We start from the raw sequence: 14,403 nt of genomic DNA on the forward strand, positions 1-14,403 counted from the left end.
GGATGGTACCGCGTGGCTCAGCCGGTGAAGGGCGCCAGCTGGGCCTGGAGCTCCTTCATGCCGAAGGGCTTGGACAGCAGGGTGACGAAGGGGTGGGCCTCCACCAGGTCCTGCGCGGTCTGATCGGCCCGGCCCGTAGCCAGCAGCACGGGCACGGTGGGCAGCAGGGCCCTCAGCCGCGGCAGGGTGCCCGCGCCGCCCAGGCCCGGCATGTTCATGTCGAGGATGACGACGTCGGGCTTCAGGCCCGCCTCCACCATCGCCAGGGCCTCCTCACCGCTGGGCGCGAGGGTGGGCTGGTGGCCCAGGAGTTCGAGCAGACCCTGCATGGAGGTCTGGATCAGCTCGTCGTCATCCACCATGAGCACCTTCAGCCCGCCGCGGCTCGCCATCGTGCGGTAGGCCCCGGTGGTTTCCGCCGCCCGGGCCGGGGCCTCGCAGGCGGGGAAGCGCATGGTCACGCAGGTCCCCTTCCCGGGTTCGCTGTGCAGGTCCATCTGGCCGCGGTGGGTCTTCACGGTGCTGTAGACGATGGACAGGCCCAGGCCCGTGCCCTTGCCGATCTCCTTCGTGGTGAAGAAGGGATCCAGGGCCTTCTCGAGAATCTCCTTGGCCATGCCCACGCCCGTATCCTCCACCTGGACCTCGACCCAGCCCGGATCCAGGTTGCGCGTGCGCAGGGTGAGGACGCCGTTCTCGGGCATGGCGTCCACGGCGTTGACGCTGAGGTTCATGAAGGCGTGGGTGAGCGCGCCCGGATCGCCGAGGATGGGCCGCAGGTCGGGCGCCAGTTCCATGACGAGGCGCACCTTGGACAGGGTGGTGCGCTCCAGCAGGCGGACCTCCTCGCGGAGGATGGTGTTCAGGTCCAGCTCGCGCATTTCGGCGGCGTTCTGCCGCGCGAAGCTCAGCAGGCTCTTCAGCATGTTCCCGCCCCGCTCGGCGGCCTTGATGATGGTGCCGAAGGCCTTCTGGGTCGGGCTTCCGGCCGGCTGGGCCTCGATGTGGGCCGAGGCCAGGCCGAGGATGGCCCCCAGCACGTTGTTCATGTCATGGGCCACGCCCCCGGCCAGGCTGCCCAGGCTTTCCATCTTCTGGGCCTGGTGCAGCTGCACTTGGAGCACCCGCTGCTGCTCCTCCGACTGACGGCGCTGGGTGATGTCGGTGATGATGCCGACCAGGGCCCGCAGGCTGCCATCCACGTTCTCCAGCCGCCGGCCAGACAGGTGGCCCCAGAACTCCGTGCCGTCGGCGCGGAGGTAGCGCCGTTCCAGGGACACGGATTGGATCTCTCCGTCAATGAGCTGGTGCATCCGCCGGTCGCCGGACGTTTTCTCGTCCGGATGAAGGTGGTCGGTGTAGGCAGTGCCGATGAGCGCCCCGTTCTCCATGCCGAACATCTCCGCCATGCGCCGGTTGGCGAAGCGGATCTCGCCCTTCGGGGACACGAGGATGATCCCGGCGCCAGAGGCCTCGAAGATGATCCGCAGCTGCTCTTCGCTTTCCCGCAGGGCCTCTTCGGCCAGCCTGGCCTCCGTAATGTCGTGGGCCACGCCGATGAACCTGGGTGCGCCATCGGAAGTCGGCAGCAGGGCCCCGTTGGCCACGAACCAGCGCCACGAGCCATTGGCGTGCCGCACGCGGTACGGTGGGCTCGCCTCGGCCTCCCCCGTCGACAGCACCCGGGTCAGGTAGGCCATGCAGGGCGCCACATCGTCTTCATGGACGAAGGGGGCGAAGGGCCTGCCGATGACCTCGCTGGCCGGGAATCCGAAGTGCCGTTCCCAGGCCGGGGACACGAAGACGAAGGTGCCCTGGGCATCCAGCGTGAAGATGACGTCCCTCGACTGCTCGATGTAGGTCCGGAAACGCGCCTCGCTTTCGCTGAGGCGGACCTCCATCTCCTTGCGCTCGGTGATGTCCCGGAAGATCCCGATGACCAGCCTTTCGCCCTCGGGCTGGTTGGCCCAGGGCCGGCCCGTGACGAGGAGGATGCGCGGTGTCCCGTCTTCCCGCCGGATCCTCAGCTCGTAGGTGCTGGAGATGCCCTTGGGCCGACGCAGGGATTCCCGCCGCACCACCTCAGCCTGATCCTCGGGCAGGTAGTCCATCAGGCAGCGGCCCACCAGGTGACCCGGCGCCACGCCGAAGATCTCCTCGGCCACCGGGTTCACCACCACGAAGCGCTCGTCGGCATCGACCATGCCGAAGCCCTCGCCCTGGCTGTTCAGCAGTTCGCGGTACATGGTCTCCAGCCGCTTGCGCCCGGTGATGTCGCGGAAGGTGCCCATCAGCACCGTCCGGCCGCCGGCCTGCACCAGCTGCGCGAGTACTTCCACAGGGACCGTGGTGCCATCGGAACGGAGGATCCGGTCCTCATTGGGCAGCGTGAAGCCCTGCTCCCGCGATTCCTGGATGTGACGCTGGAAGGCCTCCCGCGCGCTGGTGGCATGTTCGGGGGGATGCAGCGCCGCCTGATCCAGGCCGATGATCTCCTCGCGGGAGCGGCCCAGCAGGCGGCAGGCCGCCTCGTTGGCGTCCAGGATCGTCTTCGTATCGGGATCCGCCAGGAAGATGGCGTCCGGGGCCTTTTCGAAGAAGGCGCCAAACCCCTTGGCACTGGCGGCCTGAGCCTCCTCCGCGCGCTTCTTGTCCACCAGGTCCCAGGCCAGGTCCGCCAGCCGCTGGAAGGCCTCGGCCTCGGCTTCGCGGTAATCCGTCGCCTTGTTGGCGACCCCGAGCACCGCCACCACCCGCCCGGAGCGCCGCACGGGCACGATCAGCTCACGCACCACCACTGCGTTCAGAGGGGACGCCCCCTCCGCCAGCTGGGCGCAATCGTTATGGATCAGGGGATGCCCCATGCGCAGGCAGTCCGCCCAGACCGCCGCCGGCTGGCCCAGGGCCGGCCCCCCGGTTTCCAGCGCCCTCGCCCTCTGGTGGCGCGTGGCCCAGGCTTGCAGGGGAAGGCTTTGCGGATCCTCTGCCACCGTGTGGAGGAATCCCAGGCAGGACCCGGTCAGGCCTTCGGCCTCATCCAGGAGGGCGCCGAGCAGCTCGCCGAGGGAGCCCCCCGTGGACCGTTCCATGAGGCAGGCTCGCGCCGCCAGCACCGGTTCCAGACCACCACCCGCCCGCTCCTGGTAGATGGGCAGGCCTGAGGGTGGGTTGGGAACATCCGAGGCTGTCATGGGGGCAAAGGGTGTGGGCAGATGTTTCTTTTCGACCAGCCCGCAGGGTACTGGAGATTGGTACCTGGGCCCACCGGATCCGGCTTGGCATCGTGGACTGCCGATCCGCCCGCGAATCAGCGATACTCGCCCCATGTCTCTCCTTTCCCGCCCCGCCTTCCGCTGGTCCGCCCTAGCCGCCCTCTGGGCCCTGGTGGGCACCGTGCTGTGGATCGTCACGGTGCAGGTCTTCCTCCTCGCCCTCAACCCCTTCTGTCAGGTCCAGCGGCCCCGCACGGCCCGGGTGATCGTGAAAAGCGTGGACCGGGATCCCGACAGCCAGCTCACGGATTTCGTGACGGTGAAGCAGGGCGAGGATGAACGGGTGCTCCGGATGTCCAAGGCCGAGGCCGCGGAGTTGCATGAATACGACGAGGTCTGGATCCTCAGCGCCTGGTACTTGGACAACCTGCGTCCCACCCAGTTCCGCTTGACGCCCCTGCGCGTGCTCCTCGAGTACCCGATCCTCCTCCTGCTGCCCGCGGCCTGGCTGATCTGGCGCGTGCGGAAGGCGAAGCAGAAGGCCGACGCGGCCCCGCCGCCGCCCATCCGCCGTACCTTCACCGATGATTTCCACCTGCGCGCCCAGCGCTTCGCCAAGGACACCAAAGAAGAAGACTCAACCCCGATGGACACCGAGAAAGAACGCGAAACACCGAAATAGCCTGATCGGAGTTCTCCCGTTTCCATCGGGGTTCTATCGTTTCAATCCCCGGCTGATTCAGTCCCGCTTTTCGGGGGTTTCAGGCTTGGGGGCCTCCACCTTGGCGCTGTCAGGTTTCGCGGGCTCGGTGGGCTTCGGCGTGTCCGCGGGTTTGGCGGGCGTTTTGAGCTTGGGTGCGGGGCGCGTCGCGGCCTGGTAGGTCTTCCAGGATTCCTCGGCCTTCCGCCGGATCTCGTCGGCGCGCTTCTTGTGGGCTTCGGCTTTCTTCTGCAGGGCTTCGGCCTGGCGCCGGGCCTGGTCGGCCTTCTTCAGGGCCTCGGCCTCGGCGCGCTTGTAGGCGGCCTGCCGGGCCTTCTCCTTGGCGGCCCAGGCCTTCTGCAGATGGGCCTCCTTGGCCAGCATGTCGGCCTGGGCCTCCCGCCGGTCCAATTCTTCGGCCCGCCGCTGCACCCGCACGGGGCCACCCTTTTCGGGGGGCCTGGAGGCGACGGCGCCTTGACCCGAAGGCGCAGTGGGCCCGGGCGCTGGCACGGGCTTGAGTTCCTGGGCGCCCAGGATCAGGGGAAGGAGAACCACGCAGGCCGACAGCTTCATGAAACGCCTCGAAGGAAAGGGAAGGAAACACTCCCATTGTGCGCCCGCCCCATCCACGGGCAGCCCATTTCGTGATCCACGCCGCATCGTGTCCACCGTTTCGCGTCGGGGTCAAGGGCAGCCACACTGGAGGCTGAGGCCATCCGCGAGGCAGCCATGGACATCAAACTTTCTCACGACACAGAAAAGCGCTTAAGCGTCGCCATCCAGCGCTTCGTGGCCGAGGAGTACGGTGAAAGCCTCGGCGAACTGGGCGCGGGAACCTTCCTCAGCTTCTGCCTGAAGGAGCTCGGGCCGGCCATCTACAACCAGGCCATCAGCGATGCCCAGGCCTGCATGCAGGAACGCGTGACGGACCTGGAAAACATCTGTTTCGCCGAAGAAACCAGCTACTGGGGTCCCGCGTCCCGCAAAGGCGTGCAGCGCAAACCCGATCATCGGCGTTAGCATCCAACGGCCCTCTCTGCTCCATCAGGTGCCCCATGCCCCATTGCATCCTCGAAGCCTCGGACAACCTCCTCGACCAGCCCGACTGGCCGGGCCTGCTGCTGGCGATCAACGGAACCCTCGTGGCCACGGGGCTCTTCCAGGCGGCCGACATCAAGAGCCGCTTCCTGCGCCACGCGGTGTTCGCCATCGGCGACGGTGCGGCGGACCAGGCCTTCGTCACCCTGAACGTGCAGATCCTCGGCGGGCGCACGGATGACGTGAAGGCCCGCCTCAGCGAGGCCCTGCTGCCCGTGCTGACGGCGGCCTTTCCCCGCACCTTCGCCCAGATGAAATGCAGCCTCACCGTGCAGATCACGGATATCCACAGCCCCAGCTACCGCCGGCAGATCAGCTACTAGGAACGACCGTGACCGAGCCCATCACCTCCCGCCAACTCCACCTGCTCCAGGCCGTGGCCAAGCACCCGGGCATGACGCTGGATCACCTGAAGCGGGCCGGCGCCACGGACGTGGACATGGCCTACCTGGTGAAGCACGACCTCATCCGAGAGCGCGATCCCGAGCAGTACCACGTGACCCACATGGGCCGCGCGGTGCTCAAGCGGAGCCTTTGAAGCCGGGGCCTGATCGGGTCCATTTCGACCCGCCCTGGGTGGTTTTCCGGAAATGACCGCCGGATCAAACGCTTGATCCCATTCCGGTCCTGGAACTGGGTCCGCGGGATCCGGATTAGATCCTATTGCCTATTTTTTCCATGTCATACAGGCATGAGAGCTTATCGAAGGAAACCCCGATTGGCGCGCAGGTTGCCTGGAAACGGGCTCGCCAATCGGGAGTCCAGCCATGAAAAGCATCCTCGAAGAACTCAGCAAGAGCGGCCGCCGTCCCAAGCTGAAGTGGGAGGCCGGCAAGGGCCAGGGCGTCGTTCCGGCCCATTTCGGCAAGGCCAGGCATCTGGAGGCCAAGCCCCCCACGGGCAAGACCTTCCCCGGCGGCCGCGACCTCGTCATCGAGACCTTCAACAACGCCGGCGACGCGCCTTCCACCACGACCGTGAAGGATGGTGGCGGCAAGAAGCTGCGGAACGCGACCATCAACCTCATCTTCTGGGGCGATGCCTGGACCGCGAACCCGCCGCCCTCCCCCACCCTGTCGGAGGTGGTGAACGACGCGGCCAGCATCCTCGCGGGCCCCTACCAGCTGCGCATCTCCCAGTACGGCGCCACCCCGGCGCGGCTGGGCGGCATCTTCGTGTCGGTGCCCGGCAACAACCCGCCGACCCATTTCCAGACCTCGGATGTGCAGGACCTCATCACCTCGGCCATCGCCGGTGGCGCGCTGCCGGAGCCCGACGAGGAGACCAACGACGTCATCCACTGCGTGTTCATGCCCCCGGGCACCAATGCCCCACCCAACCTCGGCGGCCTGCACACCTACGCGAACTGGTCCGAGGTCAGCATCTTCCCCTTCGACATCGATATCAACGACCGCTCCCACCTGGCCTGGGTGGCCTTCGGCAGCCGCGCCTTCATCTCGTCCGTGTTCTCGCACGAGGTTGTCGAAGCCCTCAGCGATCCCGAGGGCAACGGCATCCAGGTGAATCCGACGAACAGCAGCAACTGGAACGAGATCGGGGACGTCTGCCAGTCCACGGGCATCGTCAATGGCGTGACCGTGCAGTCCTACTGGTCGCAGAGCGACAAGGCCTGCGTCATCCCCGTCAACATCCCCCTCACCATGCAGATCACCTTCATCCACAAAAACCCGCGGAACGACATGTTCCACCCCATCCGCAACGTGGGCGGGATGAACCTGACGCAGAACATCCCCTTCCGCATGACTCAGCAGGAATGCATCGCCTCCATCGACCGGGGCAACAAGTTCTTCGTCGTGGGCGCCGACGGCACCCGCGCCGACGTGCGGGTGTTCATCCACTTCCCGCCGTGGCACCGGCAGGGCATCCGGTACATCGCCACCGTGGAGGACAATTCCAAAGCCGACAACCTGCTCTCCCTGCCCGAGGGCTGAGGCTCAGGCTTTTTCGTCCAGGATGAGGCGGATCTTCTTCAGAAGTTCGAAAGGGCTCACCGGCTTCGCCAGGAACTGGACGCCTTCCTCGAAAATGCCTTTCTGGCTGATGAAATCCGCGGTGTAGCCGCTGATGAACAGCGTTTTCGGTTGCCCGCCCATGCGGCGGGCCGCGTCGTAGACCTCCTTGCCGTTCATTTTCGGCATGACCACGTCCAGGATCATCAGGTCGATGGCCCCCGGGCGGGCGATGATCTTGTCCAGCGCGTCCATGCCATCCACGGCCTCGAGGACCTGGTACCCGAATTCCCGGAGGATGTCCCCGATCAGGTTCCGGATCACCGGATCATCCTCGGCGAGAAGCAGGCGCTCATGACCTCCCCTGGGAAGGGGCTCCGGCTCCGCACGGGCTTCCGTCGTCGCCTTGGCCACCATGGGGAGGTAGATCCGGAAGGTCGTCCCCTTCCCGGGCTCGCTGTAGACGTTGATGAAGCCCTCGTGCTGCTTGATGATGCCGTAGACCATCGACAACCCCAGGCCGGTCCCCTTCTCAGGCGCCTTGGTCGTGAAGAAGGGCTCGAAGATCCGCTCGCGGGTTTTCGCATCCATGCCCCGGCCTGTATCCGACACGGTCATCAGCGCGTACTTCCCTGCCTTGCCGTACCCGTGCGAGCTCATGAAATCCGCGCCCAGCTCCTTCGCTTCGGTGGCGATCGTGAGCGAACCGCCGCCGGGCATGGCATCCCGCGCATTGGTCGCCAGGTTCATGAGCACCTGCTCGATCTGCCCTTCATCCGCCATCACGATCAGGCCCTGTCCCGTCAGCCGCGGGATCAGCTCAATGTCCTCTCCGATCAGGCGACTGAGCAGCTTTCCCACGTTCTGGACGATGGCGTTGAGATCGACGGGCTTGGGAAGGAGAACCTGTTTCCGGCTGAAGGCCAGCAGGCTGTGAGTCAGGTGCGCGGCCCGGTCCGAAGAGGCCAGGATGTGGTCGATCAGGACCTGCTGGGGGTCATCCGGCTTCATCTTCATCTTGGCGAGGTTGCCGAAGCCAATGATGGCCGTGAGGATGTTGTTGAAATCGTGCGCCACGCCGCCGGCCAGCTGGCCGATGGCCTCCATTTTCTGCGATTGCCTCAACTGCTCTTCCAGGCGGGTCTTTTCCGTGATGTCGCGGCCGAAGGCCAGCGCGCCGGCGATCTTCCCATCCGCGTCGCGTTCCGCCCTGAACCGGACGAGGTGGGTCCTCAGTCCGCCCGAGGCATCCGGCACGTGCATTTCCACTTCGGCCATGCCGCCGGTACGGATGACGTCCTGGAGGGTGGCCTGATAGTGCTGCAATTCAGCCAGCCCGCCCGCATACAGGCCTTCGGGGGAGAGTTCCAGGGGCGTCTTGCCGTAGATGGCGTGGACCAGGCCCTCCAGGGTGAGGAGCACCTGCTGGTTGGCATAGATCACCCGACCTCCGAGATCGTAGCGGAAGATGTTGTCGGGCGAGTTCTCGGCCAGCGCGCGGAATTTCTGCTCACTCACGCGGAGCGCATCTTCGGCCTTCTTGCGTTCGGTGATGTCACGGGCGACCGAAAGGACGTAGGTTTCGCCCTGGATCTGAATGGTTCGCGCGGAGTCGAGGACGGCGACCAGCGTGCCGTCCTTGCGTCGGAGCCTCGTCTCCAGATCCGTGACCTGGCCGGACGACTTCAATTCCGCAAGGAAAGTGTCCCGGGCCGCCTGATCGGCCCAGATGGACAGTTCGGACGTGGTGCGGCCGAGGGATTCCTCGCGTGAGTACCCCAGCATCCGCGTGTAGGCCGGGTTGACTTCCAGGATTTGGCCGTCGGCCAAGCGGGTGATGGCCACCAGGCTCGGCGATGCATTGAAGGCCGCGGAGAATTTCTCCTCGGACTCGCGCAGACCCTGCTCGATCCGCATTCGCTCGATGATGTCCCAGGACAGGTCCCCCAGTTGCGACACGATCCCGATGTCCGGTTCATCGTAGGCCGTGGGCTTGTTGCCGACGCCGATGATCGCCTTGATCTGGCTCCCCCTGAAGATCGGCACCACGGCTTCCCGGATCACGGGCGCATGGCCCTCGGGCAGCCCTCGTTTATGCGCCAGGGAGGCGTAGTCATTGTGAATGACCGGGCGGCGCTCGCGGACGCAGTCCACCCATACCCCCGCCTGGTCGATCGCATAGTGGCTGCCCTTCCCCGCCGCCTGGCACATGTTCAGGAGCGTGTTCGTGGACCAGTTCTGCAGAGACAGGGTCTTCTGGTCGGGCTCGACAAAATGATAGAAACCAATCGTGCTCCCGGTCAGCGCCTCGAGTTCATCCAGCGTCGCCGTCAGCACTTCGTCCATCGAATGGGAACCGGCGAATTCGAGCAACCGCAGGCGGGCCCGCATGACGCTTTCGGCCCGCTTCCTTTCCACCCGGGCCCGCAGCACCGTGATGCCGAAGGCGAGGTCGCCGGCCAGCTCCTCCAGGAGCCGCAGTTCTTCCGGCGTCACGACGTTGGCCTCGGACGAGTAGATCAGAAGCACCCCGAAGGCCGTCCCGTCCTCGGCTTTGAGCGGAAGGCCGACGGTCGAGCGGTACCCGCGCCGGGCCGCCCCTTCGCGCCATGGGGCCATCCGCGGATCGGAGGCGATGTCCTGGACAAGGACGGTTTCCCCGCGGCGAATGGCGGTCCCGCCGGGGCCCCGTCCCCATTCCGTCGCCTCGGACCAGGTCAGTTGGGCGGAGGCGAGGTAGCCCTCCTCGAACCCCGCGGAGGCCACCGGGCGCACGGTTTTCGCCTCGTCGTGCTCGGCATATCCCACCCAGGCCATGCGGTAGCCAGCCTCGTCGCACACGATGCGGCAGATGTCCCCGAGCAGGGTCGGCTCGTCCTGGGCCCGCATGAGGGTTTGATTGCAGGTGCTGATGGCTCTGAGTTCCCGGTTCAGCTGCTGCAGCTCGACCCCCTCCGCCTGGGGGTCAGAGCCCATCTCCGGATGGGTTGGACGAGAAGCCTCCAATGCGTTCCGAACCATATCAGGCCCCTGGGTCCCGTGAGGTTGAGCCCATTGACTACAACTGTATGTAAGTATGCGTCGAGCCGGGCCTCCCGGCCGGATTCCCATCGAACTCGCACGGAATGAGGCCAAGACGCTGGGCCGGGAACCCGGACGCTTCCCCCATCTCCGGCGGCGTTTCGGGCCCGATCCGCGGCTCCCCGCTTGACCCGAAAGCGCCTGTGAGAACATCGTCTACTCCCTGGAGCCTCCATGAGCCTGCTCACCCGCGCCGAAGCCACCCGCTACGAGGAAACCAGCCGCCATGCGGACGTGATGGCCTTTGTGGCCGGGCTGCAGGCCAAGGGTGACAAGCGGCTGCACGTCACCAGCTTCGGCACGAGCCCCCAGGGGCGCGACCTGCCCCTGCTCGTGCTTTCGGCCCACGGCGTGAAGACGCCCGAAGAGGCCCGCAGCCTGGGGCGTCCCGTCGTGCTCGTCATCAGCGGCATCCACGCGGGCGAAGTGGAGGGCAAGGAAGGCTGCCTCATGCTCGTGCGCGACCTGCTGGAGGGCCGGCCCGGCATCGACGCCGCCGTGCTCGCGGACCTCACCCTCGTGGTGGTGCCCCTCTTCAACCCCGACGGCAACGACGCCATCGACCCGGGCAACCGCAAGCTGCACCTGCCCAAGCTCACGGGCCAGCTGGGCCCCGACAGCGGCGTGGGTACCCGCGTGAACGCCGACAAGATCAACCTCAACCGCGACTACCTGCGCATGCAGGGCGCCGAGATGCGCCTGCTGCAGACCCGCGTCTGCCAGCTCTGGGAGCCCGACCTCACCATCGACAACCACGCCACCAACGGCTCGGTGCACCGATTCTCCATGACCTACGACATCCCCCACACCGTCGAAAGCGGGCGGGGTGAGCCCATCCGCTACATGCGCGAGCGCCTGCTGCCGCCCGTCACCGCGGCCCTGAAGGCCAACCACGGCCTGGATTCGGGCTGGTACGGCAACTTCGTCGAGGATGAGCGGGCCATGGATGCCGACGTGGACGCCGAGCCCGGCGCGCCCGTGCGCGAGGGCTGGATGACCTACCCGCACCATCCCCGTTTCGGCAGCAACTACCGCGGCCTCACCAGCCGCATGGACCTGCTGCTGGAGTGCTACTCGTACATCCCCTTCGCCGAGCGCGTGCGCACGGCCTACGCCTTCATGCTGGAGACCCTCAAATACGTGGCCGCCCACTGCGACGAGGTGGTGCAGATCGTGACGGAATGCCGCACGCCGAGGGAGCGTATCGCCATCCGCTACGGCCTGGAACGTTTCGAAACCCCCGTCGAGATCCTCACGCGCACGCCGCGCACCCTCGAAGGCGCGCCCACGAGCCTGAGCCTGCCCTATCTGGGCCGCTTCGTCGGCACTTCCCTCGTAACCCGCCCCGAGGCCTACCTGGTGCCCGCGCCCATGGCCGCCCACCTGCGCCTGCACGGCCTCAGCCTGCAGCAGGCCATGGGCACCTTCGAGGTGGAGGTGCCAGTGGTGGAGGCTCTGGGCTCCGAGGGCGGACGCGCCATCCTGGAGGCTTCCGCCGTGGGCGAGCTGTCCGTTTCCTGGCGCCGCGGCCCCCGGGCCGTGCCCCCCGGCTGGGCCCTCGTGCCAACGGACCAGCCCCTCGGCGCCATCGCCGTCTACCTCTGCGAGGCCGAGAGCGACGACGGCGCCGTCGAGAATGGCCTGCTGCCCACACCGGACCTGGGCCAGGAGCTGGCCATCTGGCGGGTGCCCGCCCTGGGCTGAGGCCCGGGCGATTTTTTTAAAAAAAAAACATTTCGAGCGCGTCGATTCCCCCGCGCTTCGTTCGACGCATGAGTAGAGCCGGGGTTCTGGCGTCCCAGACCCCCACCCAGGAGCCCTCCATGCCCAGCACGTCCACCCCCGCCATATGGACCGGCCGCGTCCTCAGCACCCTGCCCATCCTGTTCCTGCTCTTCGATGGCGTCGTCAAGGTGCTGCGGCTCCCCCCGGTCCTCGAAGGCACCGCGAAACTCGGCTACCCCCTCGGCGTCGTCGTCCCCCTGGGGCTCACGCTGCTCGTCTGCACCGTGCTCTATGCGATCCCCCGCACCTCCGTGCTGGGGGCCATCTTCCTCACCGGCTATCTCGGCGGCGCCGTCGCCTCCCACGTGCGCGTCGGCGATCCGCTCTTCTCCCACGCCCTGTTCCCGACCTACTTCGCCGTCCTCATCTGGGGCGGGCTCTTCCTGCGGGATGCGCGCCTTCGGGCCCTCCTCCCCTTCGCCCGGCCCCTCGCCTAGCCTCGCCTCACCCGATCGCTCGCTGAACCGCACCCAGCTCCTTAAAGGATGAAGCATGCCCATCACCGTTTCCTCGACCATTGCCGCCCCCCTCGCAGAGGTGTGGCGCGCCTACACGACCCCCGAAGACATCAAAGCCTGGAATGCGGCCTCTCCGGACTGGCACACCACCTCGGCTTCCGTCGATCTGCGTGAAGGTGGGCAGTTCTCCTCACGCATGGAGGCGAAGGACGGAAGCATGGGCTTCGACTTCGCTGGCACGTACACGAAGATCATCCCCCTCCACCTGATCGAATACGCCTTTGGGGATCGAACGGCGCAGGTCCGCTTCGAGGAGGGCCCTGGTGCGGTCACGCTCACCGTCACCTTCGAGCCGGAATCCGTCTATCCCGAGGAACAGCAGCGCGCGGGCTGGCGGGCCATCCTCGACAGTTTCGAACGCCACGTCACTGCTCGCGGCTGAGGCCCGCTGTCTTCATTCGCCCCGCAACTTGCGACATCCACCCTCGCGCCTAAGGAGGCAACCATGCGCGTCATCGTTCTGATCAAGGCCACCCAGGACACGGAAGCCGGCGTCCTCCCCGACGAGAAGCTCCTCACCGCCATGGGGCAGTACAACGAAGCCCTCGTGAAGGCGGGCGTCATGCTCGCCGGCGAGGGACTCCATCCCAGCTCGAAGGGGGTCCGCGTCCACTTCTCCGGTGCCCAGCGCCACGTGATCGACGGCCCCTTCACCGAAACGAAGGAGCTCATCGCCGGCTTCTGGATCTGGCAGGTGCGCTCCATGGAGGAGGCCATCGAGTGGATCAAGCGCTGCCCCAATCCCACGGGCGAGGCGGCCGAAATCGAGATCCGGCCCGTCTTCGAGGCCGAGGATTTCGGCGCCGAATTCACGCCCGAACTGCGGGAGCAGGAAGAGCGCCTGCGTGCCCAGATCGCCCAGAAAGCCTAGGATTTCCTTCGCCAATCCACGCAGCATGAAAGGCATCCCATGCAGACCATCGGTACCTGTCTCTGGTTCGACAATCAGGCCGAAGCGGCGGCCGCCTCCTACACGTCGATCTTCAAGAACTCGAGGATCCTGGGCGTGTCGCGGTATCCCGAAGGGTCCCCCGGGCCTGCGGGCACGGTCATGACCGTGCAGTTCGAGCTGGACGGCCAGACGTTCACGGCCCTCAACGGCGGACCTCAGTACTCCTTCACCCCGGCCATCTCCTTCATGGTGAACTGCGACACCCAGGCGGAAGTCGACCGCCTCTGGGAGCAGCTGGGCGCGGGCGGGACCGAGGTGGCCTGCGGGTGGATGACGGACAAGTTCGGCGTGTCCTGGCAGATCATCCCCACCGCCCTGATGCAAATGATCACGGATCCGGACAAGGCCGCATCGCAACGGGCCTTCACCGCCATGCTCCAGATGAAGAAGCTCGATCTCGCGCGCCTGGAACAGGCCTTCAAGGGCCGCTGAACCTCTCTCGTTCTTCAAGAGTCCCCATGCGAAAACTGATTATGTGGAACCTCATCACGCTCGATGGCCGTTTCGAAGGGCCGACCCCCTGGAGCCTGGACTGGCACCAGTCCATCTGGGGTCCCGAGCTCGAGCAGCTGTCCCTGGAGCAGCTGAAAGCGGCCGACCTGCTGGTGTTCGGGCGGGCCACCTACGAGGGCATGGCCACCTACTGGCAGGCCGCCGAAGGCGACGCAGCTGAAGGTGAGGTCGCCAAGTTCATGAACCGCCTGCCCAAGGTCGTCTTTTCGCACACCCTCGAGCGCGTGGAGTGGGCCCACGCGCGGCTGGCCACGCAGGATCCCGCCCAGGAGATCCCCCGGCTGAAGGCCGAAGGTTCGGGCGACATGCTCCTCTTCGGCAGCGCGAACCTGGCCGCCACCCTCATGAAGCTGAACCTCATTGACGAATACCGTCTGGGTCTGGCGCCCGTCGTGCTGGGAGATGGCGCGCCCCTGTTCCAGCCGCAGCTTTCCATGGGCTTCCGGTTCCTCGAGGCGCGGCCCCTCGCCTCGGGTGGCGTGATCCTCCGCTACCTGCCCAAGGCCTGAGACGAACCCCGCTTGCGGCCCGCGGGGGAAGGTGGTCAGATCTCCGTGTGACGACATCTGAC

Annotated in this window: 14 protein-coding genes; 11 read left to right on the forward strand and 3 right to left on the reverse strand. The window is 66.5% G+C overall.

All coding sequences use genetic code 11. The features are described 5' to 3' along the window. Positions 1-17: 17 nt before the first annotated feature. Complete coding sequence (locus QSJ34_RS06035; protein ID WP_285571720.1) at positions 18-3,191, reverse strand: hybrid sensor histidine kinase/response regulator; 3,174 nt, start codon at positions 3,189-3,191, stop codon at positions 18-20. A gap of 133 nt (positions 3,192-3,324) precedes the next feature. On the opposite strand from QSJ34_RS06035, the gene QSJ34_RS06040 reads away from it, so the two are divergent. Then, positions 3,325-3,894, forward strand: coding sequence for a hypothetical protein (locus QSJ34_RS06040; RefSeq protein WP_285571722.1), 570 nt, complete (start codon positions 3,325-3,327; stop codon positions 3,892-3,894). Positions 3,895-3,951: 57 nt separating this feature from the next. Here QSJ34_RS06040 and QSJ34_RS06045 read toward each other — a convergent pair whose 3' ends face one another. Then, on the reverse strand, positions 3,952-4,488 hold the full coding sequence (locus QSJ34_RS06045; protein WP_285571725.1) for a hypothetical protein: 537 nt from the start codon (positions 4,486-4,488) through the stop codon (positions 3,952-3,954). A gap of 156 nt (positions 4,489-4,644) precedes the next feature. On the opposite strand from QSJ34_RS06045, the gene QSJ34_RS06050 reads away from it, so the two are divergent. The 4 genes from QSJ34_RS06050 (at position 4,645) to QSJ34_RS06065 (ending at position 6,965) form a co-directional block, all read left to right on the forward strand. Next, positions 4,645-4,935, forward strand: a complete 291-nt coding sequence (locus tag QSJ34_RS06050; RefSeq protein ID WP_285571727.1) for a DUF2164 domain-containing protein — start codon at positions 4,645-4,647, stop codon at positions 4,933-4,935. Between the two features lie 35 nt (positions 4,936-4,970). Continuing rightward, positions 4,971-5,336, forward strand: a complete 366-nt coding sequence (locus QSJ34_RS06055; RefSeq protein ID WP_285571730.1) for a 5-carboxymethyl-2-hydroxymuconate Delta-isomerase — start codon at positions 4,971-4,973, stop codon at positions 5,334-5,336. An 8-nt stretch (positions 5,337-5,344) separates the two neighbouring features. Next, entirely contained in the window at positions 5,345-5,551 is a 207-nt protein-coding gene (locus QSJ34_RS06060; protein WP_285571733.1) for a hypothetical protein, read from the forward strand. Positions 5,552-5,780: 229 nt separating this feature from the next. Continuing rightward, the gene (locus QSJ34_RS06065) at positions 5,781-6,965 is read left to right on the forward strand and encodes a DUF3892 domain-containing protein (RefSeq protein WP_285571736.1); all 1,185 of its coding nucleotides are present in this window, start codon (positions 5,781-5,783) and stop codon (positions 6,963-6,965) included. 3 nt (positions 6,966-6,968) lie between these two features. Here the strand turns inward: QSJ34_RS06065 and QSJ34_RS06070 are convergent, their stop codons facing one another. Then, on the reverse strand, positions 6,969-9,959 hold the full coding sequence (locus QSJ34_RS06070) for a hybrid sensor histidine kinase/response regulator (RefSeq protein ID WP_285571739.1): 2,991 nt from the start codon (positions 9,957-9,959) through the stop codon (positions 6,969-6,971). 279 nt (positions 9,960-10,238) lie between these two features. Here QSJ34_RS06070 and QSJ34_RS06075 point away from each other — a divergent pair, with 279 nt between their 5' ends. The 6 genes from QSJ34_RS06075 (at position 10,239) to QSJ34_RS06100 (ending at position 14,341) form a co-directional block, all read left to right on the forward strand. Beyond that, on the forward strand, positions 10,239-11,768 hold the full coding sequence (locus QSJ34_RS06075) for a M14 family metallopeptidase (protein ID WP_285571741.1): 1,530 nt from the start codon (positions 10,239-10,241) through the stop codon (positions 11,766-11,768). A gap of 119 nt (positions 11,769-11,887) precedes the next feature. Continuing rightward, a complete protein-coding gene (locus tag QSJ34_RS06080; protein WP_285571744.1) occupies positions 11,888-12,286 on the forward strand; it encodes a DoxX family protein in 399 nt (132 codons plus the stop codon). Between the two features lie 55 nt (positions 12,287-12,341). Next, complete coding sequence (locus QSJ34_RS06085; protein WP_285571747.1) at positions 12,342-12,749, forward strand: SRPBCC family protein; 408 nt, start codon at positions 12,342-12,344, stop codon at positions 12,747-12,749. 63 nt (positions 12,750-12,812) lie between these two features. Further along, positions 12,813-13,238 carry a YciI family protein gene (locus tag QSJ34_RS06090; protein ID WP_285571749.1) on the forward strand — a complete coding sequence of 142 codons (426 nt, stop codon included), beginning with the start codon at positions 12,813-12,815 and terminating at the stop codon, positions 13,236-13,238. A 39-nt stretch (positions 13,239-13,277) separates the two neighbouring features. After that, positions 13,278-13,751 carry a VOC family protein gene (locus QSJ34_RS06095; RefSeq protein WP_285571752.1) on the forward strand — a complete coding sequence of 158 codons (474 nt, stop codon included), beginning with the start codon at positions 13,278-13,280 and terminating at the stop codon, positions 13,749-13,751. Positions 13,752-13,777: 26 nt separating this feature from the next. Next, positions 13,778-14,341 carry a dihydrofolate reductase family protein gene (locus tag QSJ34_RS06100; protein ID WP_285571755.1) on the forward strand — a complete coding sequence of 188 codons (564 nt, stop codon included), beginning with the start codon at positions 13,778-13,780 and terminating at the stop codon, positions 14,339-14,341. Positions 14,342-14,403 lie beyond the last annotated feature (62 nt).

The sequence above is a fragment of the Geothrix limicola genome (assembly GCF_030268085.1).
Classification (GTDB): Bacteria; Acidobacteriota; Holophagae; order Holophagales; family Holophagaceae; genus Geothrix; species Geothrix limicola.

Coding starts and splice junctions, on each gene's coding strand:
- QSJ34_RS06045 (WP_285571725.1), bottom strand. CDS start 4,488: ATGAAGCTGTCGGCCTGCGTGGTTCTCCTTCCCCTGATCCTGGGCGCC.
- QSJ34_RS06100 (WP_285571755.1), top strand. CDS start 13,778: ATGCGAAAACTGATTATGTGGAACCTCATCACGCTCGATGGCCGTTTC.
- QSJ34_RS06095 (WP_285571752.1), top strand. CDS start 13,278: ATGCAGACCATCGGTACCTGTCTCTGGTTCGACAATCAGGCCGAAGCG.
- QSJ34_RS06065 (WP_285571736.1), top strand. CDS start 5,781: ATGAAAAGCATCCTCGAAGAACTCAGCAAGAGCGGCCGCCGTCCCAAG.
- QSJ34_RS06050 (WP_285571727.1), top strand. CDS start 4,645: ATGGACATCAAACTTTCTCACGACACAGAAAAGCGCTTAAGCGTCGCC.
- QSJ34_RS06080 (WP_285571744.1), top strand. CDS start 11,888: ATGCCCAGCACGTCCACCCCCGCCATATGGACCGGCCGCGTCCTCAGC.
- QSJ34_RS06085 (WP_285571747.1), top strand. CDS start 12,342: ATGCCCATCACCGTTTCCTCGACCATTGCCGCCCCCCTCGCAGAGGTG.
- QSJ34_RS06075 (WP_285571741.1), top strand. CDS start 10,239: ATGAGCCTGCTCACCCGCGCCGAAGCCACCCGCTACGAGGAAACCAGC.
- QSJ34_RS06040 (WP_285571722.1), top strand. CDS start 3,325: ATGTCTCTCCTTTCCCGCCCCGCCTTCCGCTGGTCCGCCCTAGCCGCC.
- QSJ34_RS06070 (WP_285571739.1), bottom strand. CDS start 9,959: ATGGGCTCTGACCCCCAGGCGGAGGGGGTCGAGCTGCAGCAGCTGAAC.
- QSJ34_RS06090 (WP_285571749.1), top strand. CDS start 12,813: ATGCGCGTCATCGTTCTGATCAAGGCCACCCAGGACACGGAAGCCGGC.
- QSJ34_RS06055 (WP_285571730.1), top strand. CDS start 4,971: ATGCCCCATTGCATCCTCGAAGCCTCGGACAACCTCCTCGACCAGCCC.
- QSJ34_RS06035 (WP_285571720.1), bottom strand. CDS start 3,191: ATGACAGCCTCGGATGTTCCCAACCCACCCTCAGGCCTGCCCATCTAC.